The sequence below is a fragment of the Pseudomonas sp. SJZ077 genome, from assembly GCF_007993905.1.
Lineage (GTDB): Bacteria > Pseudomonadota > Gammaproteobacteria > Pseudomonadales > Pseudomonadaceae > Aquipseudomonas > Aquipseudomonas mandelii.
Genome location: NZ_VIUJ01000022.1, coordinates 1 through 25167 on the forward strand (window position 1 = coordinate 1; position 25167 = coordinate 25167).

Annotated in this window: 21 protein-coding genes; 5 read left to right on the forward strand and 16 right to left on the reverse strand. The window is 60.7% G+C overall.

Annotated elements, in window-relative coordinates:
- Nucleotides 1–224: 224 nt before the first annotated feature.
- The 3 genes from zapE to FBY01_RS25890 form a co-directional block, all read right to left on the reverse strand.
- Entirely contained in the window at nucleotides 225–1319 is a 1095-nt protein-coding gene (gene zapE / locus FBY01_RS25880; protein WP_010458163.1) for a cell division protein ZapE, read from the reverse strand.
- A 91-nt stretch (nucleotides 1320–1410) separates the two neighbouring features.
- Complete coding sequence (locus tag FBY01_RS25885) at nucleotides 1411–2766, reverse strand: tryptophan--tRNA ligase (protein WP_010458165.1); 1356 nt, start codon at nucleotides 2764–2766, stop codon at nucleotides 1411–1413.
- Between the two features lie 24 nt (nucleotides 2767–2790).
- Nucleotides 2791–3420 carry an alpha/beta hydrolase gene (locus FBY01_RS25890; RefSeq protein ID WP_042932570.1) on the reverse strand — a complete coding sequence of 210 codons (630 nt, stop codon included), beginning with the start codon at nucleotides 3418–3420 and terminating at the stop codon, nucleotides 2791–2793.
- A 144-nt stretch (nucleotides 3421–3564) separates the two neighbouring features.
- Between FBY01_RS25890 and FBY01_RS25895 the strand changes: the two genes are divergently transcribed.
- A complete protein-coding gene (locus FBY01_RS25895; RefSeq protein WP_010458168.1) occupies nucleotides 3565–3999 on the forward strand; it encodes a YhcB family protein in 435 nt (144 codons plus the stop codon).
- A gap of 172 nt (nucleotides 4000–4171) precedes the next feature.
- Here FBY01_RS25895 and FBY01_RS25900 read toward each other — a convergent pair whose 3' ends face one another.
- The 8 genes from FBY01_RS25900 to FBY01_RS25935 all read right to left on the reverse strand — a co-directional run bounded on the left by FBY01_RS25900 (nucleotide 4172) and on the right by FBY01_RS25935 (nucleotide 13579).
- Entirely contained in the window at nucleotides 4172–5557 is a 1386-nt protein-coding gene (locus FBY01_RS25900; RefSeq protein WP_145310108.1) for an aspartate aminotransferase family protein, read from the reverse strand.
- A gap of 11 nt (nucleotides 5558–5568) precedes the next feature.
- Nucleotides 5569–7041 (reverse strand): NAD-dependent succinate-semialdehyde dehydrogenase, encoded by a 1473-nt coding sequence (locus FBY01_RS25905; protein ID WP_010458172.1) that lies wholly within the window; start codon nucleotides 7039–7041, stop codon nucleotides 5569–5571.
- Between the two features lie 246 nt (nucleotides 7042–7287).
- On the reverse strand, nucleotides 7288–7767 hold the full coding sequence (locus FBY01_RS25910; RefSeq protein ID WP_083375771.1) for an Lrp/AsnC family transcriptional regulator: 480 nt from the start codon (nucleotides 7765–7767) through the stop codon (nucleotides 7288–7290).
- 68 nt (nucleotides 7768–7835) lie between these two features.
- The gene (doeB, locus tag FBY01_RS25915; protein WP_083375770.1) at nucleotides 7836–8837 is read right to left on the reverse strand and encodes a N(2)-acetyl-L-2,4-diaminobutanoate deacetylase DoeB; all 1002 of its coding nucleotides are present in this window, start codon (nucleotides 8835–8837) and stop codon (nucleotides 7836–7838) included.
- Nucleotides 8838–8840: 3 nt separating this feature from the next.
- A complete protein-coding gene (gene doeA / locus FBY01_RS25920) occupies nucleotides 8841–10031 on the reverse strand; it encodes an ectoine hydrolase DoeA (protein WP_083375769.1) in 1191 nt (396 codons plus the stop codon).
- A 42-nt stretch (nucleotides 10032–10073) separates the two neighbouring features.
- Nucleotides 10074–11066: a cyclodeaminase gene (locus FBY01_RS25925; protein ID WP_145310106.1), complete on the reverse strand. Its 993-nt coding sequence runs from the start codon at nucleotides 11064–11066 to the stop codon at nucleotides 10074–10076.
- Between the two features lie 39 nt (nucleotides 11067–11105).
- Nucleotides 11106–12077: a hydroxyectoine utilization dehydratase EutB gene (gene eutB / locus FBY01_RS25930; RefSeq protein ID WP_010458182.1), complete on the reverse strand. Its 972-nt coding sequence runs from the start codon at nucleotides 12075–12077 to the stop codon at nucleotides 11106–11108.
- 107 nt (nucleotides 12078–12184) lie between these two features.
- A complete protein-coding gene (locus tag FBY01_RS25935; RefSeq protein WP_042932568.1) occupies nucleotides 12185–13579 on the reverse strand; it encodes a PLP-dependent aminotransferase family protein in 1395 nt (464 codons plus the stop codon).
- A gap of 280 nt (nucleotides 13580–13859) precedes the next feature.
- Here FBY01_RS25935 and ehuB point away from each other — a divergent pair, with 280 nt between their 5' ends.
- From ehuB to ehuA, 4 genes are all read left to right on the forward strand, one after another.
- On the forward strand, nucleotides 13860–14717 hold the full coding sequence (gene ehuB, locus FBY01_RS25940; protein ID WP_010458186.1) for an ectoine/hydroxyectoine ABC transporter substrate-binding protein EhuB: 858 nt from the start codon (nucleotides 13860–13862) through the stop codon (nucleotides 14715–14717).
- A 69-nt stretch (nucleotides 14718–14786) separates the two neighbouring features.
- Nucleotides 14787–15446 (forward strand): ectoine/hydroxyectoine ABC transporter permease subunit EhuC, encoded by a 660-nt coding sequence (ehuC, locus tag FBY01_RS25945; RefSeq protein WP_145310104.1) that lies wholly within the window; start codon nucleotides 14787–14789, stop codon nucleotides 15444–15446.
- On the forward strand, nucleotides 15443–16099 hold the full coding sequence (ehuD, locus tag FBY01_RS25950; RefSeq protein ID WP_145310102.1) for an ectoine/hydroxyectoine ABC transporter permease subunit EhuD: 657 nt from the start codon (nucleotides 15443–15445) through the stop codon (nucleotides 16097–16099). Before ehuC ends, ehuD begins: the two co-directional genes overlap by 4 nt.
- Before the next feature lie 80 nt (nucleotides 16100–16179).
- Entirely contained in the window at nucleotides 16180–16974 is a 795-nt protein-coding gene (gene ehuA, locus FBY01_RS25955) for an ectoine/hydroxyectoine ABC transporter ATP-binding protein EhuA (protein ID WP_010458189.1), read from the forward strand.
- Between the two features lie 137 nt (nucleotides 16975–17111).
- Here the strand turns inward: ehuA and FBY01_RS25960 are convergent, their stop codons facing one another.
- From FBY01_RS25960 to FBY01_RS25980, 5 genes are all read right to left on the reverse strand, one after another.
- Complete coding sequence (locus FBY01_RS25960) at nucleotides 17112–17843, reverse strand: OmpA family protein (protein WP_010458190.1); 732 nt, start codon at nucleotides 17841–17843, stop codon at nucleotides 17112–17114.
- A gap of 102 nt (nucleotides 17844–17945) precedes the next feature.
- Nucleotides 17946–18587 (reverse strand): MBL fold metallo-hydrolase, encoded by a 642-nt coding sequence (locus tag FBY01_RS25965; protein WP_010458191.1) that lies wholly within the window; start codon nucleotides 18585–18587, stop codon nucleotides 17946–17948.
- A gap of 88 nt (nucleotides 18588–18675) precedes the next feature.
- Nucleotides 18676–21414, reverse strand: a complete 2739-nt coding sequence (locus tag FBY01_RS25970) for a LuxR C-terminal-related transcriptional regulator (protein WP_145310100.1) — start codon at nucleotides 21412–21414, stop codon at nucleotides 18676–18678.
- Between the two features lie 353 nt (nucleotides 21415–21767).
- The gene (locus FBY01_RS25975; RefSeq protein ID WP_145310098.1) at nucleotides 21768–23132 is read right to left on the reverse strand and encodes a DUF1329 domain-containing protein; all 1365 of its coding nucleotides are present in this window, start codon (nucleotides 23130–23132) and stop codon (nucleotides 21768–21770) included.
- A gap of 28 nt (nucleotides 23133–23160) precedes the next feature.
- Entirely contained in the window at nucleotides 23161–25047 is a 1887-nt protein-coding gene (locus FBY01_RS25980) for a DUF1302 domain-containing protein (RefSeq protein WP_102595362.1), read from the reverse strand.
- Nucleotides 25048–25167 lie beyond the last annotated feature (120 nt).

The following is a 25167-nucleotide window of genomic DNA, read 5'->3' on the forward strand; positions in this document are numbered from 1 at the left end:
ATCTCCCACAGTCTGTACTGCGTCAACAGTCAGAATCGAGCCTTGTCCCTCCTCCTCCCTTCAAGTCCTACCATACAAGCGAGCCTGCTCGCGAAAGCGGTATCACATCAAACATCTATGTGACTGACACTCCGCCTTCGCGAGCAGGCTCCTCCCACAGGAAATCTGCGGTGAACAAAAAAGGGCCTGCATGTGCAGGCCCTTTTTTTATTGTCCGAATCGTCCTACGGCTTGTGCGCCCGGGACAGGAATTCGTGCGACTGCATTTCCAGCAGACGGCTGAGCGTGCGCTGGAACTCGAAGTTCAGACGACCGCCGGTGTAGAGGTCCTTGAGCTCGACTTCAGCCGAGATGATCAGCTTGACGTTACGGTCGTAGAACTCGTCGACCATGTTGATAAAGCGTCGGGCGATGTCGTCGGTGGTGACGCTCATCTGCTCGACACCGCTGAGCAACACGGCGTGGAAAATCTTGCCCAGCTCGATGTAATCGTTCTGGCTGCGCGGGCCGTCGCACAGTTCGCGGAAGTCGAACCAGGCCACGTCATCGCAGGTGCGCACGGCGCGAATTTCGCGGTTCTCGATCATCAGCACGTCATTCTCGATGGCGGCCGTGCATTCCGGAGTCAGGGCGCGGAAGCTTTTGCGCAGGCTTTCCTGAGCGGCTTCGTCCAGAGGGAAGTGGAACAGCTCGGCTTGCTCGAGGTGGCGCAGACGATAGTCGACGCCGCTGTCGACGTTGACGATGTCGGTGTTCTGTTTGATCAGCGCGATGGCCGGCAGGAAGCGCGCACGTTGCAGGCCATCCTTGTACAGACCGTCCGGCACGATGTTCGAGGTCGCAACCAGGGTCACGCCATTCTTGAACAGCTCTTCCATCAGCGTGCCGAGGATCATCGCGTCGGTGATGTCGGACACGAAGAATTCATCGAAACAGATCACCCGGGCTTCATCAGAGAAGCGCTTGGCGATGATGGTCAGCGGGTTCTTCTCGCCGCCGAGGGTCTTCATCTCTTCGTGCACGCGCTTCATGAAGCGGTGGAAGTGAGTGCGGACCTTTTCCTTGAACGGCAACGCTTCGAAGAAGGTGTCGACCAGGTAAGTCTTGCCGCGACCCACGCCACCCCAGAAATACAGGCCCTTGACCGGTGCCTGATCTTTCTTGCCAAACAGTTTGCCGAGCAGGCCCGGCTTGGTGTTCGACGCAGCGACCAGATCGTCGTACAGGCGCTGCAAATGACGCACGGCGGTTTCCTGCGCGGCGTCATGGAAGAATTCCGGGCGTTTCAGATCAGCTTGATATCGTTCTAGGGGCGTCATAATTCGTTAGCAAGGCAACAAAAACGGGCCGTCACTGTAGCGACGGCCCGTGGGAATGGCAATCGGCCCTTGGTCGGGTCGAGCCGTTGATTTATTCCTGAACCGGTGTCAGCGCAACCCGCAAGGCGTCAATGGCGACGTCGCGAGCGGCGTTGTCAGCAAAGGTCGGGCTGTCGGCCACGCACTCACCTTCCAGCCAGACGCTGAAGCTCTGCTCTTCACTGCGCACATCCAACGGCTGGCCCGATTGCAGCTGCTTGGTCACTTGACCAGCGGTTTTGCCGTCGGCGAAGTTGCGCGACAACAGCAGTTGCTCGCCATCGGCCGCCAGCAGACGGAAACGGAAACTGCTGTCTTCTTCGCGGAAGCTGACAAAACGCGCGGCTTTCGCGGCTTTCTTCTTGGTGGTGGCAGCGACCTGAGTCTGAGCGACGAAAGAGCGCAGGCCGACCGCTTCGCGCAGTTCGTGGAGGAACGGCGTGGCGACCGAACGGGCTTTTTTCGCGCCGAGTTGCAGCATGTCTTCCAGGTCCGCCGGGCGTTCGATCAGTTGGTGATAACGCTCGCGGGACTCGCCCAGCTCGCTATCGAGCAGTTGGAACAGGCGATTCTTCGCCTCGCCCCAACCCAGGCCCTGCAACAGTTCGCTGCGGAATTCATCGGACTGTGCCGGCGTGGCAAACGCCTGGAACAGGGTGAACAGGTGCGAGTTGTCCGGATCCTTGGCTTCGCCCGGCGCGCGGGAGTCGGTGACGATCCGCGAGATCGCGTCCTTCATTTCCTTGGCGCTGCTGAACAACGGAATGGTGTTGTCGTAGCTCTTCGACATCTTGCGACCGTCGAGGCCTGGCAGCGTGGCGACGCTTTCTTCGATCAGCGCCTCCGGCATGGTGAAGAATTCTTTGCCCTGGCCAAACAGGTGGTTGAAGCGCTGGCCGATGTCGCGGGCCATTTCCACGTGCTGGATCTGGTCGCGACCGACCGGCACCTTGTGGGCGTTGAACATCAGGATGTCCGCGGCCATCAGCACCGGGTAGCTGTACAAGCCCATGGTGATGCCCGCATCCGGGTCTTCGCCTGCCTCGACATTCTTGTCCACCGAGGCCTTATAGGCATGGGCGCGGTTGAGCAGGCCCTTGGCGGCAACGCAAGTCAGCAGCCAGGTCAGCTCGGGGATTTCCGGGATGTCGGACTGGCGATAGAACGTCACACGATCCACATCCAGGCCACCGGCCAGCCAGGTCGCGGCGATTTCCAGACGCGAGCGCTGGATGCGCAGCGGGTCGTCGCATTTGATCAGGGCGTGGTAGTCGGCCAGGAAGTAGAACGAATCGGCATTGCTGTCACGGCTGGCCAGGATCGCCGGGCGGATGGCGCCGGCGTAGTTGCCCAGGTGCGGCGTGCCGGTAGTGGTGATGCCGGTGAGGATACGGGTACGAGTCGTCATGGGTAATCGCTTGTCAGACTGCAATCAATTCGAAAGGCGCGGCAGGATCAGATCCTTGAGATCGGTCAGCTTGCCATGAAAAAAGTGTCCGCATTCTGCCACTTTCAGCAGCTCATGGGGGCGTTCGAGCTTGTCGGACCATTCGTAAACAAGTGGCGGATCGATCACTTCGTCGGTTTCCGGCTGGATCAGGGTCAGTTCACCCTGCTGCGGCAGTTGATCCTGATCGCCCAGGCGCATGACAGCCGGCGCGACCATGAACAGATGCTTGAGCTGTTCGCCCTTGGCTTCCAGGCGTCCGCCGAGACTTGCTGCAACAAAACCGCCAAAGGAGAAACCGAACAGGGTCAGCGGCAACTCGGGGTGTTTGGCCCGTAGCCATTCGGCAACGGCTTGAGCGTCGTCGACTTCGCCGGTGCCCATGTCGTGGGTGCCTTCGCTGGCACCGACGCCACGGTAGTTGAAGCGCAAAGTAATCAAACCGGCGTCGCGCGCGGTGCGCTGCAGGGTCGATACGACTTTATTGAGCATGGTGCCGCCCTGCACCGGGTTCGGGTGGCAGATCAGCGCGATGCCGCGCGGCTGCTCATTATCAAGATAAAGGGCTTCCAGTTGGCCGACCGGGCCATCAATCACTACAGGGGTTTCGCGCATAAGCAAGGAAGGAACTCCGTGACCTCGAATCGGGTCGACTCGTCTAGCAAATTGTCTGTGCCAATCTATTGCGAGTGAATCGCGGTATACAGCGCAGGTTCGAGCCGTTAACGTAAAGCAAAGCCGTTTATAGAGGAAGGACTCGTGGAACACTCGCTCTTAGTTTGGTTGTTGCCGACTCTTGCCCTGGTTGTGGGTGTCGCCATTGGTTTCCTGATCGCTCGTTTGGTGCCGAATGCCGCGCCTAGCAGCACCCAACGTCAGCTGGATGACATTCAGGAACGTTTCGACAGTTATCAGAACGAGGTGGTCACCCACTTCAACAGCACTGCAAACCTGGTCAAGAAGCTGACGGCGAGCTATCAGGAAGTGCAGGATCACCTCGCCGAGGGTGCCAACCGCCTGGCCCTGGACGAGCAGACTCGTCAACGCTTGCTGGCCGCCCTGCACGCCGATTCGGCACAGGCTCCACGGGAACGCCTGACGCCACCGCGCAATCAGGAGCCGCCTCGCGACTACGCCCCCAAAGCTCCGAACGCGCCGGGCATGCTCGATGAGCATTACGGCCTGAAGAAGTAATCAGGTCTCGCGCGACACAAAAAACCTCGGACGAGTGATTGTCCGAGGTTTTTTTGTTTCTGATCGAGGATTTTTGGTGCCTGTCAGGGCCTCTTTGCGGGCCTGAACAGGCGACGCAAAAAAGCCCGCCCGATCTGTGAATCGGACGGGCCCTGTTCAACCAGGCTGGGGATCAGCCAAGCACTTCGCTGGCCACCTGATCCACCGCGCTCTTGGTGATGTCGACGATCAGGTCGGCTTCTTCCTCGGTCAAAATCAACGGCGGCGCAAAGCCGAGAATGTCGCCGTGAGGCATCGCCCGGGCAATCATGCCGCGCTCGAGACAGGCCGCCGAAACTTTCGGGCCGACCTTCAAGGCGGCGTCGAACGGCGTGCGCTGCTCGCGATCGGCCATGAACTCGACGGCGGCAAGCATGCCGTCACCGCGCACTTCACCCACCAGCGGATGGCCTTCCAGGGTTTCGCGCAACCGGCGGTTCAGGTAGCTGCCTACTTTCTCGGCGTTGGCGGTGAGGTTTTCCCGCTCCAGAATATCGAGGTTGGCCAAGGCCGCGGCGGCGCAGATCGGGTGACCGGAGTACGTCCAGCCATGGCCCATTGCACCTTGTGATTCAGAGGCTTTTTCGATTACGTCCCATACTTTTTCGCCGACGATCACTGCCGACAATGGTGCATAGGCGCTCGTCAGGCCCTTGGCGGTGGTGATCAAGTCCGGCTGCATGCCGTAACGCTGGCTGCCCATCTTCGAACCCAGCCGACCGAACGCGCACACCACTTCATCGGCGATCAGCAACACGTCGTATTTGTTGAGCACCGCTTGAATCGCCGCCCAATAACCCGCCGGAGGAACGATGATGCCGCCGGTGCCCATCAACGGCTCGCCGATGAACGCGGCCACGGTGTCCGGCCCTTCGGCGAGGATCATTTTCTCCAGTTCGTCGGCGCAATAGCGCACGAACGCCGCTTCATCCATGCCGGCCGGCGCCTTGCGGTACCAGTGCGGGCAAACGGTGTGTTTAACGCCTTCGGCCGGCAGGTCGAAGTGCTGATGAAAAGTCGGCAGGCCGGTGAGGCTGCCGGTCATGATGCCCGAGCCGTGATAACCGCGATCGCGGGAGATGATTTTCTTCTTCTGCGGGCGACCCAATACGTTGTTGTAGTAACGCACCAGTTTGATCTGGGTTTCGTTGGCGTCAGACCCGGACAGACCGTAATAGACCTTTTTCATGCCCTGCGGCGCCCAGTCCATGATGCGGCTGGACAACTCGATGATCGCCTCGGTCGAATGCCCCACATAGGTGTGGTAATACGCCAGCTCCTTGGCCTGCTTGTAGATCGCATCGGCGACTTCGGTACGGCCGTAGCCGATGTTCACGCAGTACAGGCCGGCGAAGGCATCGATGAAGTCGCGGCCCTCGTGGTCGCGGATGCGAATGCCCGACGCACTCTTGATGATGCGTCCCTTGAGCGCGCCGCTGGCGTGGTCATGGGCGTGGGTCGAGGGGTGCATGAAGTGCGCGCGGTCTTGTTCGAACAGGATATCGAGTTCTTGGTTCATGACATGTCTCCTTAGAACTGGCCTTGATGGTGCAGGCAAAAGTATTTGGTTTCGACAAAGGCTTCGAAGCCCTCGGTGCCGCCTTCGCGGCCCAGCCCCGAGGCTTTCATGCCACCGAACGGAATTGGATGGCCGGTGAACTTGACGCCGTTGACCGCGACCATGGCGTGGTCGAGTCGGCGAATCAGCGGGTAGATCAGGTCCAGGCGATTGGAACAAATGTAGGCGGCCAAACCGTATTCGGTGTCGTTGGCCATTTCGATGGCGTGCTCAAGGGTGTCAAAAGGCATCACCCCCGCAATCGGCGCGAAATTCTCTTCTCGGTAGATGCGCATCTGCGGGGTGACATCCGCGAGCACCGTCGGCTGGTAGAACAATCCCCCCAAGGCGTGAGCCTCGCCGCCGACCAAGCGTTGCGCACCGAGTTGAAGGGCGTCAGCCACACGCTCGGCCGTCACCTCGAAAGCGGCCCGGTGCATCAACGGGCCGATGTCGACAGGTTGTTCTTGATCGCCCACCAGGGCCGGACCGACCCGCAGCTCGCGAACCGCAGCGGCAAAGCGCTGGAGGAATTCCGGGTAAATCGAGCGCTGCACCATGATCCGGTTGGCCGCGCAGCAATCCTGACCCGAGGTCTGGAATTTGGCTTCTACGGCGACTTTCACCGCCAGCGCCAGATCGGCATCGGCGCAGACGATGAACGGCGCATTGCCGCCCAGTTCCAGCGAGACTTTCTTCACGTCCTGCGCTGCCGCTTGCAACACCAACTTGCCGACGCGGGTCGAGCCGGTGAAGCTGACCGAACGCACGCGGCTGTCCTGCACCAGGGTTTGCATGGTCATCTGCGGCTCGCCCAGCACCACGTTGAACACGCCCGCCGGGAAGCCCGCCTCCTCCGCCAGTTGCGCCAGCGCCAATGCTGAAAAAGGCGTTTCATGGGCCGGTTTGATCACTACGGTGCAGCCAGCGGCCAGGGCGGCGGCCGCTTTGCGGGTGATCATGGCCGACGGGAAATTCCACGGTGTCAGCAGTGCACAGACGCCGACCGGCTCCTTGAGAGTGCCCAGATGTGCACCAGGAATGTGGCTGGGAATGTTTTGCCCATAAAGACGCCGTGCTTCCTCGGCGAACCAGGGAATGAAACTCGCGGCGTAAGCGATTTCCCCACGAGACTCGGCCAGCGGCTTGCCTTGTTCCTGACTGAGGATGCGTGCCAGGTCTTCCTGATGCTCAAGGATCAACGCCGCCCAGCGCCGCAAAATCGTCCCACGCGCATCGAGGCTTTGTTCGCGCCAGCCGGCAAAAGCCCGGTGCGCGGCATCGACAGCCGCGACAATCTGCGGCTGATCGAGCATCGGCACGTGGCCGATCAATTTCAGGTCGGCAGGGTTATGCACGGCGACACTGTGACCACTGTCGCTGTGGACCCAATGCCCATCGACGTAACACAGTGCCTTGAACAGCAGCGGATGTTTGTATGTCATGGCGGTTACTCCAAACCGTGTGCGTGGAACCATGCTAGGGCAGCTCGGCTCGGGTTATTGGGTGTTTGGCGGGGCTTGGCAGGCGGTTTTTTCTGATTGAACAGCGCAAAACCGAAGATTTTGCGGTGACCCTTAACGAACACTGTTCTTTCAGTCAGACAAGCAGTCATGTGGGAGCGAGCCAGCTCGCGAAAGCGGCGTGTCAGTCAACGTGAGCAAGCCCTCTCCCACACGGATCTGTCGTGTTCAGGGCTCTTGTGCCAGCTCCGCTGGCAAGGCGCCGGCGGTCTTGATGGTCTTGGTCACGATGTAGGTGAAGTAACGCTCGATGCCCAGATCGTCGAGCAGCAGCTGGTCGATAAACCGCTGGTAGTGATCGATGTCCGGCGCCTGGATCATCGCCATGTAATCCACCCCGCCACCGGTGGCGTAACAGAACGCCACTTCAGCCGCCTCGCACATGCGTTGCTCGAACCGGCGCATATCCTGTGCGGTGTGTCGGGCCAGGGTGATTTCGACCAGGACCTGCTGACTTTTGAATACCGCATTCCAGTCAATCTGCGCCCGGTAGCCCTTGATCAACCCAAGCGCTTCCAGTTTGCGCACGCGCTCCCAGGCCGGGGTCACCGATAGATTGATCGCGTCGGCCAGGCTCGACTTGGTGATCCGCCCGTCTTCGGCAAGGATTCGCAGGATTTTCAGGTCGTAGCGATCAAGCTTGTGCATGGGCCGAGGAACTCCTGTGCCATTGGGACCTTGTGGGAGCTGACGTGACCGCTCCCACAAGGATTGTGTTACGCCAATACTTCGGCGATGACTGCCACGGTGTCACCGCACTGCACCAACCCGGGGAAATGCCGCGCCGCCAGTAAACCGCTGCGGGCCGCACGATATTCCACCGGAGCAACACCGCTGCGGGTGGCGTCATAAACCCGGGCAATCACCTCGCCCTTGCTCACGTTGTCACCCAGATCGCGACACATTTCCAGCAAGCCGTCATGTTCGCTGGCAATGAAGCAATCAGCATCCGGCATGTCGAGCATGATCGACGCAGCGGTCTGGACCTCGCCTTCGAGAATCCCGGCATGCACCAGCAGATTGCGCACCCCGCGCTCGGCGATCGCCACACTGCGTGCGCTGGACGAACCACCGCCACCCAGTTCGGTGGTGACGAAAACTTTGCCCTGTCGCTCGGCGGCTGTGTCGTACATCGCCCCCGCATCCAGCTCCAGCATGCGCATGCTGTAGGGGGCATTGAACGCGCGCATGCCGGCTTCGCATCGGGCTTGCTGGTGTTTATCGGGCAGCACATGACTCGCGGCGAACGGCAGGAAATCCAGGGTGCGGCCGCCAGAATGAATGTCCAGCACGATATCGGCCAAAGGCAACAAGGTCCGGTTGAAGTAATCGGCGATTTTCTCGGTCACCGTGCCGTCCGGCTTGCCGGGAAAACTGCGATTCAGGTTGCCCTTGTCGATGGGCGACGTGCGCCGTCCGGCGTGGAACGCCGGGGTATTCATGAACGGGACGATGATCACCCGCCCGCTCACTTCACCAGCCGTCAACCCCTGCGCCAGTTTGCTCAGCGCAACCGGGCCTTCGTATTCGTCGCCGTGGTTACCGCCGGTCAGCAGCGCCGTCGGTCCCTGACCACGCTGAATCACCGTCAGCGGAATCATCACCGCGCCCCAGGCCGAGTCGTCCCGCGAATACGGAAGTTTGAGAAACCCGTGCTGCACGCCTTCGCGGGCGAAATCCACCGTGGCGCTGATCGGGTTATCAGGCAATTCGCTCATGGCTCAATCCTTCACGAACAGTTGGCGTGGCACGTTGCATAACGTTTCGACACCGGTCTCGGTGATCAAAATGCTCTCGGTGATTTCCAGCCCCCAATCGTCCATCCACAGGCCCGGCATGAAGTGGAAGGTCATGCCCGGTTGCAACACGCTGGTGTCGCCGGGACGCAAGCTCATGGTGCGCTCGCCCCAATCCGGCGGATAACTGATCCCGATCGGATAACCGCAACGGCTGTCCTTGTGGATGCCGAACTTCTCCAGCACTTTGAAAAACGCGACGGCAATGTCACCCGTGGTGTTCCCTGGCTTGGCCGCTTCGAGCCCGGCGGCGATGCCTTCGACCACGGCTTTTTCGCCGTCGAGGAAATGCTGCGGCGGTTTGCCCAGGTAAATGGTGCGCGACAACGGGCAGTGATATCGCTTGTAGCAACCGGCAATTTCGAAGAACGTGCCGGCGCCCTTTTCGAATGGCGTGTCGTCCCAGGTCAGGTGCGGCGCGCTGGCATCGGCGCCGGTCGGCAACAGCGGCACGATGGCCGGGTAATCACCGCCATGACCGTCGGCGCCGAGAATGCCGCTGCTGTAGATCTCGGCCACCAGTTCGTTTTTGCGCATGCCCGGCTCAATGCGTTCAAGGATCCGCGCGTGCATGTTTTCAACGATGCGCGCGGCGATGCGCATGTAGGCGATTTCCTGGGGCGACTTGATCGCCCGCTGCCAGTTCACCAGCCCGACCGCGTCGATCAGCGTGGCCTTTGGCAGGTGTTTCTTCAGCGACAGATAGGCGGCGGCGCTGAAGTAATAGTTGTCCATTTCCACGCCAATGGTCAGCGCGTCCCAGCCGCGAGCGCTGATGACTTCGCGCGACAGGTAATCCATTGGATGGCGTTCCCGGGACTGCACATAAATGTCCGGGTACCCGATGATGTTTTCATGCTGCATGAACACGGTGCGCTTGGCGCCGTTGGCATCTTGCCCGCGCCCGAACCAGACCGGCTCGCCGTCGAGCGCCAGCAACACACATTGATGGACGTAAAACGACCAACCGTCATAGCCGGTCAGCCAGGCCATGTTCGATGGATCAGTGACCAGCAGCAACTCGATGCCCTGAACCTGCATGGCCGCTCGAACCCTGGCCAGACGCTGGGCGTATTCCTCCCGTTCGAACGGGAGATTGACGACTATCTGAGACATGCACATGCCCTCTGATAAATGACGCACGGATGAAAAAACGGCTTAGCTGCCGAACTGGAAACCCTTGCCGGCCGAGCGCGCACGCTCGAAGGCCAGATTGGCGATGGCGGTGTCTTGAGCACCGGTACCGGTGAGGTCACACACGGTGATCTGTGCCGCATCGGTGCGGCCGGGACGTTGCCCGGCCAGCACCTGACCCAACTCGACCAGGCGCGATTCCTCGGCCATGACGCCGGCCGCCAAGGCGTGATGCAATTCACCGAGGAGGCGGGTCTGGCTCAAGCGATCAGCCACGTAGAGGTCGGCCTGCGCCAACGCCTGGGGCGAAATTTCGTTTTTGTGTTCGGCGTCGGAGCCCATGGCAGTGATGTGCAGGCCGGGATGCAAATGGCGCGCTTCAATCAAGGGTTCACGACTGGGCGTGCAAGTGATCGCAATGTCCGCGTCGGCCATGGCCTCTTCGATACTCGCGCAAGGCGTCACCGCCAGACCGCTGCTGCGCGCCAGTTCTGCGCTGAAGCTGTTTGCCTTGGCGCTGTCACGCGCCCAGACCCGCACCGATTCAATCGGACGCACCAGGCGCAAGGCCTGCAACTGCAGCGCGGCCTGCTCGCCGGCCCCGATCAGCGCAACGTTGCGACTGTCGGGCCGCGACAGTGCCCGCGCCGCCACCGCACCCGCCGCCGCAGTGCGCACGGCCGTCAGGTAACCGTTATCCAGCAACAAGGCCTCCAGCAAACCGGTGCGCGCCGACAACAGCATCATCATGCCGTTGAGGCTCGGCAGGCCGAGTGCCGGGTTATCGAAAAAGCCCGGGCTGACCTTGATCGCAAAACGCTCCAGACCCGGCAGATACGCGGTCTTCACGTCCACTTCGCCGTTGTGCTCCGGGATGTCCAGACGCAGGATCGGCGGCATTGCCACGGCGGCCGTGGCCAGCAGCACAAAGGCTTGCTCGATGGCTTCGATACTCGGCAAATCCAGCGCCACACAGGCGCGCAAATCCGCTTCGCTCAATAAAGTAATGTCACTCATCAACGCAGCGCTCCAATCGGATGGTTATTGTTGTGGGGTTCACGCATCGGCTCCGGCGAGCACGCGTAAATGCTGATCGACATCGACGTTACGGCCGCTGACCACCACCACGATCGGCCCACGCGGCTCAATCAATCCGTCGAGCAACGCGGCAATACCGACCGCCGCCGCGCCTTCGAGCACCAGACGCTCTTCGCGGTAGGCATGGCGGATGGCATTGGCGATAGAGGCTTCGCTGAGCAAATGCAGGTGGTCGCACAGGTTGCGGGTCATGTTGAAGGTGTAACGATTGTCCAGACCGATGCCGCCGCCGAGCGAATCGGCCAGGGTCGGCAACTCCTCGACTTCGACCGGATGCCCGGCTTCAAGGCTGGCGTGCATCGCCGCGCCACGCTGCATGCTGATGCCGTGAGTGACGATGTGTGGATTGGCGCTTTTGATCGCCAGTGCCACGCCGGCAAACAGACCGCCGCCGGATAACGGCACCAGCACTTGCGCCACCTCTGGCTGCTGCTCGAGGATTTCCAGCCCGAGGGTGCCTTGCCCCGCGATGATCGCCGGGTGGTCGAAGGGCGGCAGCAATGTCGCGCCCTGCTCGCTGGCAATCCGTTCGGCTTCGCGCTGGGCATCGTCCTGAGAGTGACCGACGATGCACACCTCGGCCCCCAGATCCCGAATGGCCTGCACCTTGTTCGCCGGCACCAGGCGCGACAGGCAAATGGTCGCCCTCACACCTTGCCGGGACGCGGCATACGCCAGCGCCCGACCGTGATTGCCGGTCGAGGCGGCCACCACGCCACGGGCCTTTTGCTCGACATCAAGCTGCGCCACGGCATTGCTGGCGCCACGCAACTTGAAGCTGCCGGTCAGTTGCAGGGATTCGAGCTTGAGAAACACCGCCACACCCAAGCGCTGCGAGAGGCTGGGTGAATACTCCATGGGCGTGCGCCGAACCAACGATTCGATCCGCTGGCGAGCGAGGTAAATATCGTTCAATTGCAGTGCTGACATGACCGCATCCCAACCGAGGTGTTGGGCGCAGTCTAAGAGGGCTGGATTGTCGCGATGAATGTACTAGGGCAATTTAGCCGACAAACTTTTCGCGAACTTTTTCTCGCTCAAAAGTCATGGATCTGCGGGTACTGGCCGAAGATCTCGCGCATGCCGATCAGCGCAACACGCATTTCTTCATCACTGCATTCGGCGCCCACACAGACCCGCACCGCTCGCGGCCGAGGCGTGCCGCGCACGGTGAACGGGTCAGGTGAAGTGACGGCAATGTGTTTGTGGCGCAATGCCCGGACCAGGCTGTCGATTTCCCAATGGGGCGGAATTCCGATCCAGGCGTTCAAGGCATAGGGGTGCTGGGCGATCAGGTATTCGTCCAGATACTCAGTGACCAGCGCCTGGCGGCCCGCCAGGAGTTTGCGCTGCAGGCCCACCAGGGTGTCGGCGCGACCATCACGAATCCAGCGCGCCGCGATCTCGGACACCATGGGCGTGGCCATCCAGCTGTTGACCCGCAAGATACTCTCGGTGCGCAGCGCCAGCCGCTTGGGCACGACCAGATAACCGATGCGCAAACCGGTGAGCACCGACTTGGTCATGCTGGTGCAATAGAACGACAGCTCCGGCAGGTAATGACTGATCGGCGGCGCGCGTCGCTCATCGAGCAACGGGCCGTACACATCGTCTTCAATGATGTGCACCCCGAAGCGCCGGGCGATCTCGGCGATTTCACGCCGGCGGCTATCCGGCATCAGGCTGGTGGTGGGATTGTTCAGGTTCGGTGTACAGACCAGCGCGGTGATGCGCTCGTTACTGCACATGTCTTCAAAATGCTCGGGGTCAATGCCGTAACGGTCCATCTCCAGGCCTTTGAGGGTAAACCCCAGCACCTGGGAATTGCCGATCACACCGTGGTCGGTGACGCCCTCGCACAGCACCACATCGTCCGGGCCGGCCAAGGAAGCCAGCGCGAGAAAGATGCCGTGGGCCGCGCCGTTGGTGATCAGGATGTCGTCACGCTCGACCCGTAACCCTTGTCGCCCGATCCAGTGCATGGCCGCTTCCCGGTGCGATTCGAACCCGGCAATCGGACGAAATGCATGAATCCACGGCTGATCCTCTTCGGTGCTGAGTTCGCGGCAGGTCTCGCGCCAGAACTGGTCATGCTCACGGGTGTGCATGATCCGGGTGATGGAAAAATCCACCAGGGCCCGCTCGGGGCTGTCGAGAATATAGGTGGCGACCCGATCGCTCATGCGTCGCGACACAAAGCTGCCGCGCCCGACTTCGCAACGCACCAGGCCCTGGCGCTCCAGCTCCTTATAGGCGTTGGTGACCGTCTGCACGCTGATGCCCATCGCATCGGCGACGTGCCGTTGCGGCGGCAGGCGCTGATCGTTGGCCAACACGCCTTGCTCGATGTCGTCGGCGATGGCCTGCACCAGGATCTTGTATTTGGACTCACCGCTGCGGGCGACGTCCAATGCTGCTTTCCACTTATCCATCGGCGCTAAAACCCGCGTAGGTACCAGTGCGCACAGCATCCCGCGAGAATACATGCAAAGCAATTGTCCTAGTGCAATGCCACGATGCCTGAGGCTTTTGTATGCTCGGACCAAGGTCGATGCCCGGGCACGTTTCAAGCCCCTACAACAAAACCAATCGACCTGTATCGGAACTGCGTCCCGCGCCATGGATCAGTCCTTATACGCTTTGCTCTTGTCACACTGCCTCCTACCACAGAGCCGTCACAGACGGGTCCACAAGAAACAGGAGATTTTATCGATGAGCAATTTCCCCACCCGCACCCCCCATGTTTTGCGTCGTCTGTTCGTGGCGTGTGCCTTGTTCGGCCTGGCCGCCAGCGCCCACGCCGCCAATACGCTGGAAACCGTCAAACAGAACAGCAGCATTCGCATCGGTTACGCCAACGAAACCCCTTTCGCCTATACCGAAACCGACGGCAAGGTTACCGGCGAATCGCCGGAAATCGCCAAAGCGATCTTCGAGAAGATGGGCATCAAGAAAGTCGACGGCGTGTTGACCGAATGGGGCTCCTTGATCCCGGGACTGCGCGCGGGGCGATTCGACGTGATTGCCGCCGGCATGTACATCACCCCGGCTCGTTGCAAGCAGGTGCTGTTTACTGATCCGCAGTACCAGCTGCCGGATGCCCTGCTCACGGCCAAAGGCAACCCGAAGAACCTGCACAGCTATGAAGACATCGCCAAGAACCCTGATGTGAAGCTGGCGATCATGGCCGGCACGGTGAACCTGGCCTATGCGCGCGACTCCGGCGTGAAGGATGCGCAAATCCTTCAGGTGCCGGACACCACCGCGCAGCTGCAAGCCGTGCGCGCCGGCCGTGCCGACGCGGCAGTGGGCACGCAACTGACCATGAAAGGCCTGGCCGCCAAGGGCGGCGAGAAAGTCGAAGCCGTCACTGAGTTCAAGGACGATCCGTCGCACATCGGCTACGGCGCCCTCGCTTTCCGCCCGGAAGACAAGGACCTGCGTGATGCGGTCAACGCCGAGATGAAAAAGTGGCTGGGCTCCGAAGAGCACCTCAAGGCGGTCGCCCCTTTCGGCTTCGACAAATCCAACGTGACAAGCAAAACGGCTGCCGAGCTCTGCGCTCAATAGTCGAAACAGGCATGGCGCCACGGCGCGATGCCTATTTCCCCTGCTTACTCCGGATGGCCAGGTTGAATCATGGGTGAATTACTTCCGCTGTTGATACAAGGCGCCTGGGTAACCCTCCAGGTGACATTCTTCGGCTCGCTGCTGGCGATTGCCGCCGCCATTCTGGCGGCACTCGGGCGCATGTCGCCATGGCGGGCACTGCGCTGGTTTTCGATTGCTTACATTGAAGTGTTCCGCGGCACGTCGTTGCTGGTGCAATTGTTCTGGCTGTTTTTTGTGCTGCCGTTGCCGCCGTTCAATATTGAGCTGAGCCCCTACAGCGTGGCCATTGTCGGCCTCGGCCTGCACATCGGCGCTTACGGCGCCGAGGTGATGCGCGGCGCGATCAGTTCGGTCGCCAAAGGTCAGTACGAAGCGTCCACGGCGCTGAACTTCAGCGGCTACAAACGCTTTCGGCGGATCATCCTGCCGCAGGCCTTACTTGCGGCCATCCCACCCGGCACCAACCTGCTGATCGAATTGCTGAAAAACACCTCGCTGGTGTCGCTGATCACGTTGTCGGACCTGAGCTTTCGTGCCCGGCAACTCGATCAGGCAACCTTCCAGACCCTGGAAATCTTCAGCCTGGCGCTGGTGATCTACTTCGTCCTGGCGCAAGCCATCAATATCGGCATGCGCCAGATAGAGCGGCGTCTGGCTCGCGGGCGGATGCGTGGAGGTCTGTCATGACACTGTTCGACTGGACCTACGCCTGGCAAATCCTCCCCGATTTGCTGCGCGCTTCGCTCAACACCGTGGGGATTACCCTGATCGGTTTCCTGATCGCCATTGTCCTGGGGCTGTTCCTGGCGATTGGCCGACGCAGCCGCAGAGTCTGGTTGTCGTGGCCGGCGACCGGGGTGATCGAGTTCATCCGCAGCACGCCGCTGCTGATCCAGGTGTATTTCCTCTACTACGTGCTGCCCAATTACGGCGTCAGCATGACGGCCATGCAAGTCGGGATTCTCGGCATCGGCCTGCATTACGCCTGCTACATCGCCGAGGTGTATCGCGGTGGCCTCGACGCCGTGCCGCGAGCGCAATGGGAAGCGGTCACGGCGCTGAACATCGCGCCCTACAACGCCTACCGCAACATCATCTTGCCCCAGGCCCTGCGGCCGATCCTGCCGCCATTGGGCAACTACCTGGTGGCGATGCTCAAGGACACACCGGTGCTGTCGGCGATTACCGTGGTGGAAATCATGCAACAGGCCAAAAACATCGGTTCCGAGAACTTCCGCTACCTGGAGCCGATCACCATGGTCGGTCTGTTTTTCCTCGCCCTGAGCATCGCCTTGGCTTATCTGGTACGGCGCCTTGAAGTGCGCCTGGAGCTACGCTAATGACTTCTCCACTCTCGACACCTACCGACCTTTCCCGGCGCAGCCATCCGTCACCGCTGCATCCGCAGGAGGCCACGGCCATGCATGAACCCAATCCGGTCAAGCCGATTGTCAGCTTCCAGGACGTCACCAAGAGTTACGGCAATTTCACCGTACTCGACCACCTGAACCTGGACGTTACGCCAGGGGAGAAAGTCGCGATCATCGGCCCCAGTGGCTCCGGCAAATCCACGCTGCTGCGGGTGTTGATGACGCTTGAGGGCATCGATGACGGACTGATCCGCATCGAGGATGACCTGCTGACCCACATGCCTAACCGCAATGGCGTGCTGGTACCGGCCAATGATCGGCATATCCGTCGCGTTCGCGGCAAGATCGGCATGGTGTTCCAGAGCTTCAACCTGTTCCCGCACATGACGGCGCTGCAAAACGTCATCGAAGCGCCGGTGCAGGTGCTCGGCATGAAACCGGCCGAAGCGCGGGAACGGGCGGCAGATTTGCTGGAACTGGTCGGGCTGGGCAGCAAACTGGGGCACTACCCTTCGCAGCTGTCGGGCGGGCAGCAACAACGGGTCGCGATTGCCCGGGCATTGGCGATGCGGCCCAAGGTCATGCTGTTTGACGAAGTCACCTCGGCGCTCGACCCGGAATTGTGCGGCGAAGTGCTCAACGTGATCCGCAAACTCGGTGCCGAGCACAACCTGACCATGCTGATGGTCACACACCAGATGGGGTTTGCCCGGGAGTTCGCTGATCGCGTGTGCTTCTTCTACAAGGGCCAGATCCATGAACAAGGCACGCCGCAGCAGATCTTCGAGCACCCGCAACAGGAACGTACTTGCGCGTTTCTCAGCGCGGTAAAAGAAGCCAACTAGGAAAGTCGCGACAGGCCAAAACCAAATGTGGGAGCGAGCCTGCTCGCGAAAGGCGGCGTGTCAGCCCAACCTGATTGTTGTCTGACACGCCGCCTTCGCGAGCAGGCTCGCTCCCACAGTTTTTTATTGCGCAGATGTTACGGGTATTGCTGAACCGTACCCGGCTGTTGCTGACCACCGTACTGCTGACCCGGAATCGCCTTCAGGTTGACTTCAACGCGGCGGTTCTGCGCCCGGCCATTGACGTCGCCGTTGCTGGCAATCGGGTTATCCGGCCCGGCACCGCGAGCCGACAGGTTGGCGCCGCTGACACCTTGCGAGGTCAGATAGGTCGCCACGCTCTGCGCACGACGTTGCGACAGGTCCATGTTGTGCTGGCGGCTGCCGGTGCTGTCGGTGTAGCCGACGATTTCGATCTGGTTCTGGCTGAACTCCTTCAGCGAGCCGGCCAGATTGTTCAGCGGCTGATAGAAGCTGGAGGCGATATTTGCCGAATCGGTGGCAAACGTGATGTTGCCCGGCATGATCAGTTTGATCTGGTCACCCTGACGCTGCACCTCGACACCGGTGTTGGCCATGCTGGCCCGCAGCTTTTTCTCTTGCTGGTCAGCGTAGTAACCGTAACCGGCAGCGGAAGCACCCACCACGGCAGCGCCAATCAGCGCGCCCTTGCCACGGTTATCATGACCGATGGCGGCGCCAGCCAAGGCGCCAGCCAGAGCGCCGAGGCCACCGTATTTAGCGGTTTTGCTCATGCCCGTGGAGCCACTGTCAGCCTGGCCCTGGTTGTCATAAGGGTTAGGCGAGGCGCAGCCAGACAGCAAGGCCACAGCCGTAGCGACGATAATCAAACGCTGCTTGGTGAACATGAAGAGCTCCTACTTTTTGCATTCTGGGGTGCAACGGACAAAGGCATTGGACCTTTGCGGGTGTTGGATCATTTTGGCCGACGAAAATTCCGTCGATTGCCTTCAAGCCCGCACAAACGGGTTCTCGCGCATTTCATCGCCCAAGCGCGTGTCCGGACCATGCCCGGTCACGACCGTTGCTTCTTCGTCGAGCGTATAGAGTCGCTGCTTGATTGACCGCACGATGGTCGCTTGATCGCCACCCCACAAATCCGTACGCCCTACCCCGCGACGAAACAACGTGTCACCGGCAATCAGCAGCTTGGCCTCGGAAAACCAAAAGCTCATGGAACCCGGGGTATGACCCGGCGTGTGCAACGCCACGCCGCAACCGCAAGCCAGCTCTTCATCGTCGGCCAACCAGCGATCCGGCGACGGCACCGGCGTGTAAGGCACACCGAACATCTGGCACTGCATCTCCAGATTGTCCCAAAGGAACTGATCTTCTTTGTGCAGGTGCAGGGTCGCGCCGGTTTTCTCCTTGAGCTGACCGGAGGCCAGAAAGTGATCCAGGTGCGCATGGGTGTGGATGATGCTCACCACCTTCAGGCCCAAGGCATCGAGGCGCGCGAGGATCAGTTCGTGGTTGCCGCCTGGGTCGACCACGATGGCTTTTTTGGTGATCGGGTCGCCGATGATCGTGCAGTTGCACTGCAATGGGCCGACGGGGAAGGTTTCGCGGATCAGGGTGGGCTGCTGGGACATCGGGGCATGCTCGGAAAACAGGGATGGGCAATTTTGGCACAAAACCGTATTCCGTCATTTAGCGGACCCGGTAGATCTTGAAAATGCGCTACTCCAGCACCCTTAACTCTTTAGCCCGCGCCACCGCCTGCGTGCGCCGCTCAACCCCGAGTTTGCTATTGATGTGACTGGCGTGGGTCTTGACCGTGTGCAGCGAGATGAACAGCTGATCGCTGATTTCCTGGTTCGAGCACCCTTGGGCGATCAGGCGCAGGACGGCCAGTTCACGCGCGCTGAGCTGTTCTGTTGCGGGGGATACTTCCAGTGTGGGGCGAGCGGCCATGGCTGGTAGTTTTTCGGTCAGTTCCTGCGAAACGACTGTAGGAGCGCATAGTTGCAGTTGCCCGCGCAGCCAGTCCGGGTGTTCGGCCAGCAATCGGTCGAACGGTTGCAGGACGCCACCAGCTGCCGCTTCCAGTGCCTGGGCAAACGCCTTGCGCGCCTCGGGCTCACGCCCGGCCGAAAGCAACAGGGTGATTTTCTGAGTCAGCGCCATCACGCTGAGCATTTGCCGTCCCGATTTCTGCCCATGCTCAAGCAGCGCGTTCAAACGCCCCTCGGCCAGCATCGGCTGCCCCTGGATCACCTCCAGCAAGGCTTGCTGCAATTCGATATGCAGCGGCAGCTGTGGATGGAATTCCGGCGGCGCTGCCGCGTGCTCGCCGTTGTAGGTCTGTCCCAATCGCGCCAGCCAGGCTTCGGCCAGATCGGTACGGCCCTGGGCCAGCCAGAGCTCGCATTTGACCAGGGTGATCATCGCCAGGTAGTAGATCGGCGGCACGTCCCAGATGTGCATCAGGCGTTCGGCTTCGGCGAGTTCGGCGAAGGCTTTGGCGAACTCGCCGCTGCTGCCCTCGAGCCGGGCGATCACGCAGTGGCCGATCAACACGCTGATATCGCGACAGGCTCGGGCTTCATTCAAACCGGCTTGTAGACGCACCCGCGCGGCTTGCGGCTGCAAGCGCACGGCCAGCAAAAAGCCCTCGTACAAGGTCAGGCGTGCACGCACGGCGTAAAGCCGTTGCGGGGATAACCCTTGCAGGCGTTGCAGCCCCTGACGGACCTCCTGCAACGAGCGCAGAATTTCTCCGCGCGCTTGCAGAACACGTGCGCGGTCGTAATGGGCCAGCGCTTCGAACAGTGGGTTGCCGACCCGTTGCGCCAATTCCAGCGATTCGCGGTTCAAGCTGCGTGCACGCCACAGGTCGCCGTCGGCGATCGCCAGGTTGGACAGCGTCGAAAGACACATCAGCCGTTGCCCGTAGCGCTTGGCCGGCAGACTATCCAGCGCTTCGGTGCAGTAAAGTTGCGTGAGCGCGCGATTGCCTCGCCCCCGGGCGATGATGCCACTCAGGGCCAGCCATTGCGCTAGCATGGACTTCTGCGCAGTGGCCGACGGGGCTGGCAGGAAACGACTCAAGTGCGCCGCCAGCTCCTCGGCAGCGTCCAGCTGACAGGCCAGTCCCAACGCCCAGCTGTAGAGCACAATCAGGCGCGGTGTGCTGATCAGCAGGCTGTCGGGCAAGTCCATTTTCCAGCGCAGCAACATGCCGACATTCTGTTCGGCGAGCAGTTGTTCTTCAGAGAGGTTTTGCACCAGGTTCGCTGCAACGTCCAGGTGTCCGGCGCGCAGTGCCTGCTCCACCGCTTCGTCGAGCAACCCCTGCGCATTGAACCAGCGACAGGCGCGCAGATGCAGGCTGGCGGCCGGCACGATTGACTGGGCGGCGGGCCGGGTACGCAGCAGGTCGGAAAACAAATGGTGATAGCGATACCAGTGCCCATGTTCGTCCAGCGGCACCAGAAACACTTGGTGCGCCTGAAGGAAACGCAGGATTTCGGCACTGTCATGGGCCTCGCGGACCGCGTCGCAGAGCTCGCTGCAAAAACGTTCCTGAGGCGCGGTGTCGTACAGGAACGACTGCACTTCGGCGGGCAGGCAATCGATGACTTCTTCGAGCAGGTAATCGCGAATCAGCCCTTCTCCGCCGTGCAACGACTGCGGCAATGCTCCGTCGGTACCGGCTTCGGACGCCGCCAGCAACCAGAAACGCAGGCCGGCGACCCAGCCTTCACTGCGCTGGATCAGGTTTTCCAGTGCCTCGCCACGCAATGAACTGCTGTGTCGATCGAGCAACGTGAGGGCTTCATCGTGGGTCAGTCGTAGGTCCTGCTCATGCAACTCAAGCAATTGCCGCGACAAGCGCAAACGCGCCAGATGCCAGTCCGGACGCTGTCGGCTGGTCACCATGACCAGCAAGCCATCGGGCAAATGATTGAGGAAAAACTGCAAACAACGATCCAGCACAGGCCCCTGTGCCAGGTGATAGTCATCCAGCACCAGCAGCAATGGTGTCATTGGCGAAAGGTGGATGGCCAGTTCATCGAGCAACCCGTCCAGCCATTCTTCGAAGGCGAAGGGCTGATGGCGCTGGCGCATTTTCAACAGACCCAGGGCCTGGCTGCCGAGCTTCGGAAAGTAATCCTGAAGACCTTCGAGCAACCGCTCGAGGAAACGCCCCGGATCGCTGTCTCGAGGACTCAACCCCAACCACAGACTGTGCCAATGGGCCGGCAGCCCCTGACAGAACTCCACCGCCAGTGAGCTCTTGCCGAACCCGGCGGGTGCACTGACCAGCAACAGCCTGCCACCGAGGCCAGCACTCAGGCGCTCGCACAGGCGAGGCCGCAGCACATGGCCGTCGGGCAACGGGGGCCGAAAAAAGCGCCCGTCCAGTGCCGCGACGGCAACGCTTGCAGGGCCCGGGAGTGGGGACAGATCAGTCATGGCCGGCTCTTGTTTGAATTGCGGGTGGCGGCGTTGCAGATGTCCGCAGACTATCGGTAAACGAAGAGGGAATGAAGGTTATTGCTACAAATGGCTACAAAAAGAATACAAGCAGAAGTTGCGGGGCTTGAGATGGCGTTTTCCTGACAGACCGTATCGCGTCTCCATCGCGAGCAGGCTCGCTCCCACAGTTGACCGCGCGCTCATGGAACAGCGCGCTACCTGTGGGAGTGAGCTTGCCCGCGATAGGCCGTCATCGACACTGAAGATTCACAGTGAGAAATCCGGGCAAAAAAAAACGCCCCGAACCAGTCGGGGCGTTTTTCGAGGATGCGGCCTCTGTTCAGTGCAGGTTAACGAACCCCGTCCTGACGCAGCGCAGCGGGGGTGAAATCGCTGGTGGTCGCGGTGAAGCCGAAGTCATACGCCGACTTCTCTTCGTTCTTCATGCCCAGTGCCAGGTAACGGCCCGATTGCAGGTCGTACAGGGTTTCCAGGGTGTACCACGGCACTTGCACGTTGTAGTAGTTCTGGGAGTGAGCTTCCGCCACACGCCACAGTTGATTACGACCGTCGTAGTGGTCGATCACCGCGGCTTGCCAGGTGTCTTCGTCGATGTAGAAGTCACGCTTGGCGTAGATGTGACGCTGACCTTCCTTCAAGGTAGCCACCACATGCCAGACCCGGCGCAGCTCGTAGCGAGCCAGGTCCTGGTTGATGTGACCGGCCTTGATGATGTCGTCGTACTTCAGTTGCGGCGAATCGAGCTTGTAGCTGTCGGAGGCAATGTACATCTCTTTCTTGCCTTCGAGTTTCCAGTCGTAGCGATCCGGCGCACCGTTGTACATGTCCAGGTTGTCGGAGGTCCGCAGGCCGTCAGCCGCAGTACCCGGCCCGTCATAGGACACTTGTGGCGCACGACGCACTCGACGTTGACCGGCGTTGTAGACCCACGCCGAACGTGGCTCTTTAACCTGATCGAGGGTTTCGTGCACCAGCAGCACACCACCGGCCAGACGTGCCGGCGCGGTCACTTTCTGCTTGAAGTAGAACAGGATGTTGCCCGGATTCGCCGGATCGTAGTCCTTCATCTTGTCGCGGAACACGAACTGATCCTGGAAGTACACCAGGCTGTAAGAGCCGTTCGGTTGCGGCGTCGCCTGGGTCACCAGGCGGGTCACGCTGCCTCCGCGATAACGGGTGATGTGGTTCCAGATGACTTCAACGCCGGTCTTTGGAATCGGGAACGGTACGGCGGTTTCGAAGTTTTCCAGGCCGTTGCCGCCAGACACGAGGTTGGTGTTGGTGGCGTTTTTCTTGATGGAGGCGAACACGGCATCCGGCACGGTCGCGCCACGATGGGACGGGTAAACCGGCATCTTGAAGGTTTCCGGGTAGCGCTTGAACATCGCGTACTGGCCCGGAGCGAGCTTGTCTTTGTATTGGTCGACGTTCTGCGCAGTGATGGTGAACAGCGGTTTTTCACTGGCGAACGGGTCAGACAGGAAGCCTTTGCCGTCGACGGTGCCGGCGTTTTTCGCCATCGGTTTCCAGGCCGGGATCGAACCGTCAGCGTTGCCCGCCATCTCGGCGCCCATCGGCGTCAGGCTCTTGCCCAGTTTGTCCGCTTCGGCAGCAGGCACTGCCGCCATGACGCTGGTCGCCAGCAGCGAAAGCCCCAGAACTCCAGCGTGGAACAGACTCTTTGTTATTTTCATATGTGTGTTCGTCCTGAAAAAACAGTGCTTAGAAGTTCACGCCGAAGCTGAGCGCAACGAAGTCGCGGTCATCGACGGTGGTGTACTTGCCATCAAAGAAGTTGGTGTAGGCCAGGCTCGCGGTGTAGGTGTTCTGGTATTCGGCATCGACACCCAGGCTCACGGCTTTGCGACCTTCTTCGAAGTTGCCGCCAGGGCCTGGCGAGTAACCGTCCACGTCGTGGGACCAAGCCACGTTCGGCTTGAGGTTCACGCCGGCGAACACGTCGTTGTATTCCCAGATGGCGCGACCACGGTAGCCCCACGAAGTCGACGTGGTGAAGCCGTCACTGTTGCAGTTGCGGCTGCGGTTGTTGGTTGGAGTGCCTGGGCCGGCACCGTTGATGGTGCTGGTGTTGAGGGCCACACACGTATTCGCCCCGCCAGTGGCTGGCAATGCACCCGGACCGTAGACCGGATCGCGGCCATAACGGAGGTCGGAAGTGCTTTCCAGGCCGCCGACGTGAGTCACGCCCACTTCGCCCACCAGGGTCAGACGGCTTGCGCCCATGACCTGGTCAAAGAAGTGCGTCAGGGTGGTCTGGAATTGGGTGATTTCTTTACGACGATAGCCGTGCAGGTCTTGACCCGGGCCGGCAGAGAGCAGCGAAGCGTTACCCAGGGCACCGCCCAGAGGTCGTACACCGGCGAACAGAATGTCGGTGGAGTTGAGCTGCACCGGTGCGTTCGGACGGTAGCTCAGTTCACCGCTCCACGCCGTACCGGTAGGCAGGGTGGTAGAGAAGCTCAGGCCGTAGAGGCGAATGTCTTCAGGGTATTCGATGAAGTATTTCGAATTACCTGCCACCAGCAGCGGCGCGAGTGCGGCGAACGGTCCTGGCAGAGAAGCCGCGGTGTTATAGACCGACTGCGGCGCACCCGTGGCGCTGAAGATCGGCGCACGGCTGTGGTAGTTCATGAAGTAGGCACCGAACTCGGTGTCCAGCGGCTCGAACATGTACTTGAGGGACGCGCCCCACTGGCCGCTGTCGCGAGCATCACGATCGCCGCCACGCTGGACCAGCACACCTTCCTCGTTGACATTGACGCCGTTGGCGGCCAATGGACCCAACGCCACGGCTGGAATCTGCGAACGCTTGTTCAGCACGCGCAGGTTGTTTTCGCAACCATCGGCAACAATGTCCGGCTGCGAGAAGAACGTGCCGCAGTTATCGACAACGGTCTGGTCCCATTCCAACTGGTAGAAGGCTTCTGCCGACAGGTTTTCGGTCAGGCTCTGGGACACATAGAACATGTTGACCGGGATCAGGCCTTCCTTGATCTCGGCACCCGGACGACGGAACGCAGACACGTCGATCGGGTTGATCGAGTTGATGCCGCCGCCGATGAAGGTACTTTCACCCCAGCTCACTACCTGCTTGCCCAGACGCACGGAACCCGGCTGATCGGCAACGGAGTAGTTGTGGTAGACGAAGGCGTCGAGGATTTGCCCGCCGGAGGACTTGGCGCCTTCCTTGCGGTTGTTGTCGCTGATGTCCTTGAACGGACGGCTTTCGTCCTTCAGTTCAAAGTCGTACCAGTATTTGCCACGGACGAAAACGCCAGTGTCGCCATATTTCAATTCAAGGTCATGGATGCCCTTGAAGATCTTCGAGAAGGTTTTCCCGCTTTCGAAGTTCAGGTGACCGTCATCAGAGGTCTGGGACAGGCCGCTGCCACCGTTGTTCACGCCAATGAGGTTCTTGTTGGCACTCTCGGTAGACCAGCTGGAACCGATCGAGAGGGAAGAATCGAACTGACCTTCGATTTCACCAACGTTGAAACTGACGCCGAATGCAGGCCCGGCGAGCGAAGAGGCGAGACTGACCGCCAGGGGCAATTTCGCCCGGCGCCAGAACGTGTTTACTGATGTCATCGACGCTACTCCATGTGCATTATTGTTATGGCAGTTAGCACTTCTAAAAACGTTGTGGATGACGGGGAGCCAAGGCGTCCCGAAGTCACTCCAAATTGCATCGCCCCGTTTTGTGCGTGC

Bases quoted from the DNA above. Each gene is read 5' to 3' on its own strand.
- zapE (WP_010458163.1), bottom strand. From the start codon at position 1,319: ATGACGCCCCTAGAACGATATCAAGCTGATCTGAAACGCCCGGAATTC.
- FBY01_RS25885 (WP_010458165.1), bottom strand. From the start codon at position 2,766: ATGACGACTCGTACCCGTATCCTCACCGGCATCACCACTACCGGCACG.
- FBY01_RS25890 (WP_042932570.1), bottom strand. From the start codon at position 3,420: ATGCGCGAAACCCCTGTAGTGATTGATGGCCCGGTCGGCCAACTGGAA.
- FBY01_RS25900 (WP_145310108.1), bottom strand. From the start codon at position 5,557: ATGAACCAAGAACTCGATATCCTGTTCGAACAAGACCGCGCGCACTTC.
- FBY01_RS25905 (WP_010458172.1), bottom strand. From the start codon at position 7,041: ATGACATACAAACATCCGCTGCTGTTCAAGGCACTGTGTTACGTCGAT.
- FBY01_RS25910 (WP_083375771.1), bottom strand. From the start codon at position 7,767: ATGCACAAGCTTGATCGCTACGACCTGAAAATCCTGCGAATCCTTGCC.
- doeB (WP_083375770.1), bottom strand. From the start codon at position 8,837: ATGAGCGAATTGCCTGATAACCCGATCAGCGCCACGGTGGATTTCGCC.
- doeA (WP_083375769.1), bottom strand. From the start codon at position 10,031: ATGTCTCAGATAGTCGTCAATCTCCCGTTCGAACGGGAGGAATACGCC.
- FBY01_RS25925 (WP_145310106.1), bottom strand. From the start codon at position 11,066: ATGAGTGACATTACTTTATTGAGCGAAGCGGATTTGCGCGCCTGTGTG.
- eutB (WP_010458182.1), bottom strand. From the start codon at position 12,077: ATGTCAGCACTGCAATTGAACGATATTTACCTCGCTCGCCAGCGGATC.
- FBY01_RS25935 (WP_042932568.1), bottom strand. From the start codon at position 13,579: ATGGATAAGTGGAAAGCAGCATTGGACGTCGCCCGCAGCGGTGAGTCC.
- ehuB (WP_010458186.1), top strand. From the start codon at position 13,860: ATGAGCAATTTCCCCACCCGCACCCCCCATGTTTTGCGTCGTCTGTTC.
- ehuC (WP_145310104.1), top strand. From the start codon at position 14,787: ATGGGTGAATTACTTCCGCTGTTGATACAAGGCGCCTGGGTAACCCTC.
- ehuD (WP_145310102.1), top strand. From the start codon at position 15,443: ATGACACTGTTCGACTGGACCTACGCCTGGCAAATCCTCCCCGATTTG.
- ehuA (WP_010458189.1), top strand. From the start codon at position 16,180: ATGCATGAACCCAATCCGGTCAAGCCGATTGTCAGCTTCCAGGACGTC.
- FBY01_RS25960 (WP_010458190.1), bottom strand. From the start codon at position 17,843: ATGTTCACCAAGCAGCGTTTGATTATCGTCGCTACGGCTGTGGCCTTG.
- FBY01_RS25965 (WP_010458191.1), bottom strand. From the start codon at position 18,587: ATGTCCCAGCAGCCCACCCTGATCCGCGAAACCTTCCCCGTCGGCCCA.
- FBY01_RS25970 (WP_145310100.1), bottom strand. From the start codon at position 21,414: ATGACTGATCTGTCCCCACTCCCGGGCCCTGCAAGCGTTGCCGTCGCG.
- FBY01_RS25975 (WP_145310098.1), bottom strand. From the start codon at position 23,132: ATGAAAATAACAAAGAGTCTGTTCCACGCTGGAGTTCTGGGGCTTTCG.
- FBY01_RS25980 (WP_102595362.1), bottom strand. From the start codon at position 25,047: ATGACATCAGTAAACACGTTCTGGCGCCGGGCGAAATTGCCCCTGGCG.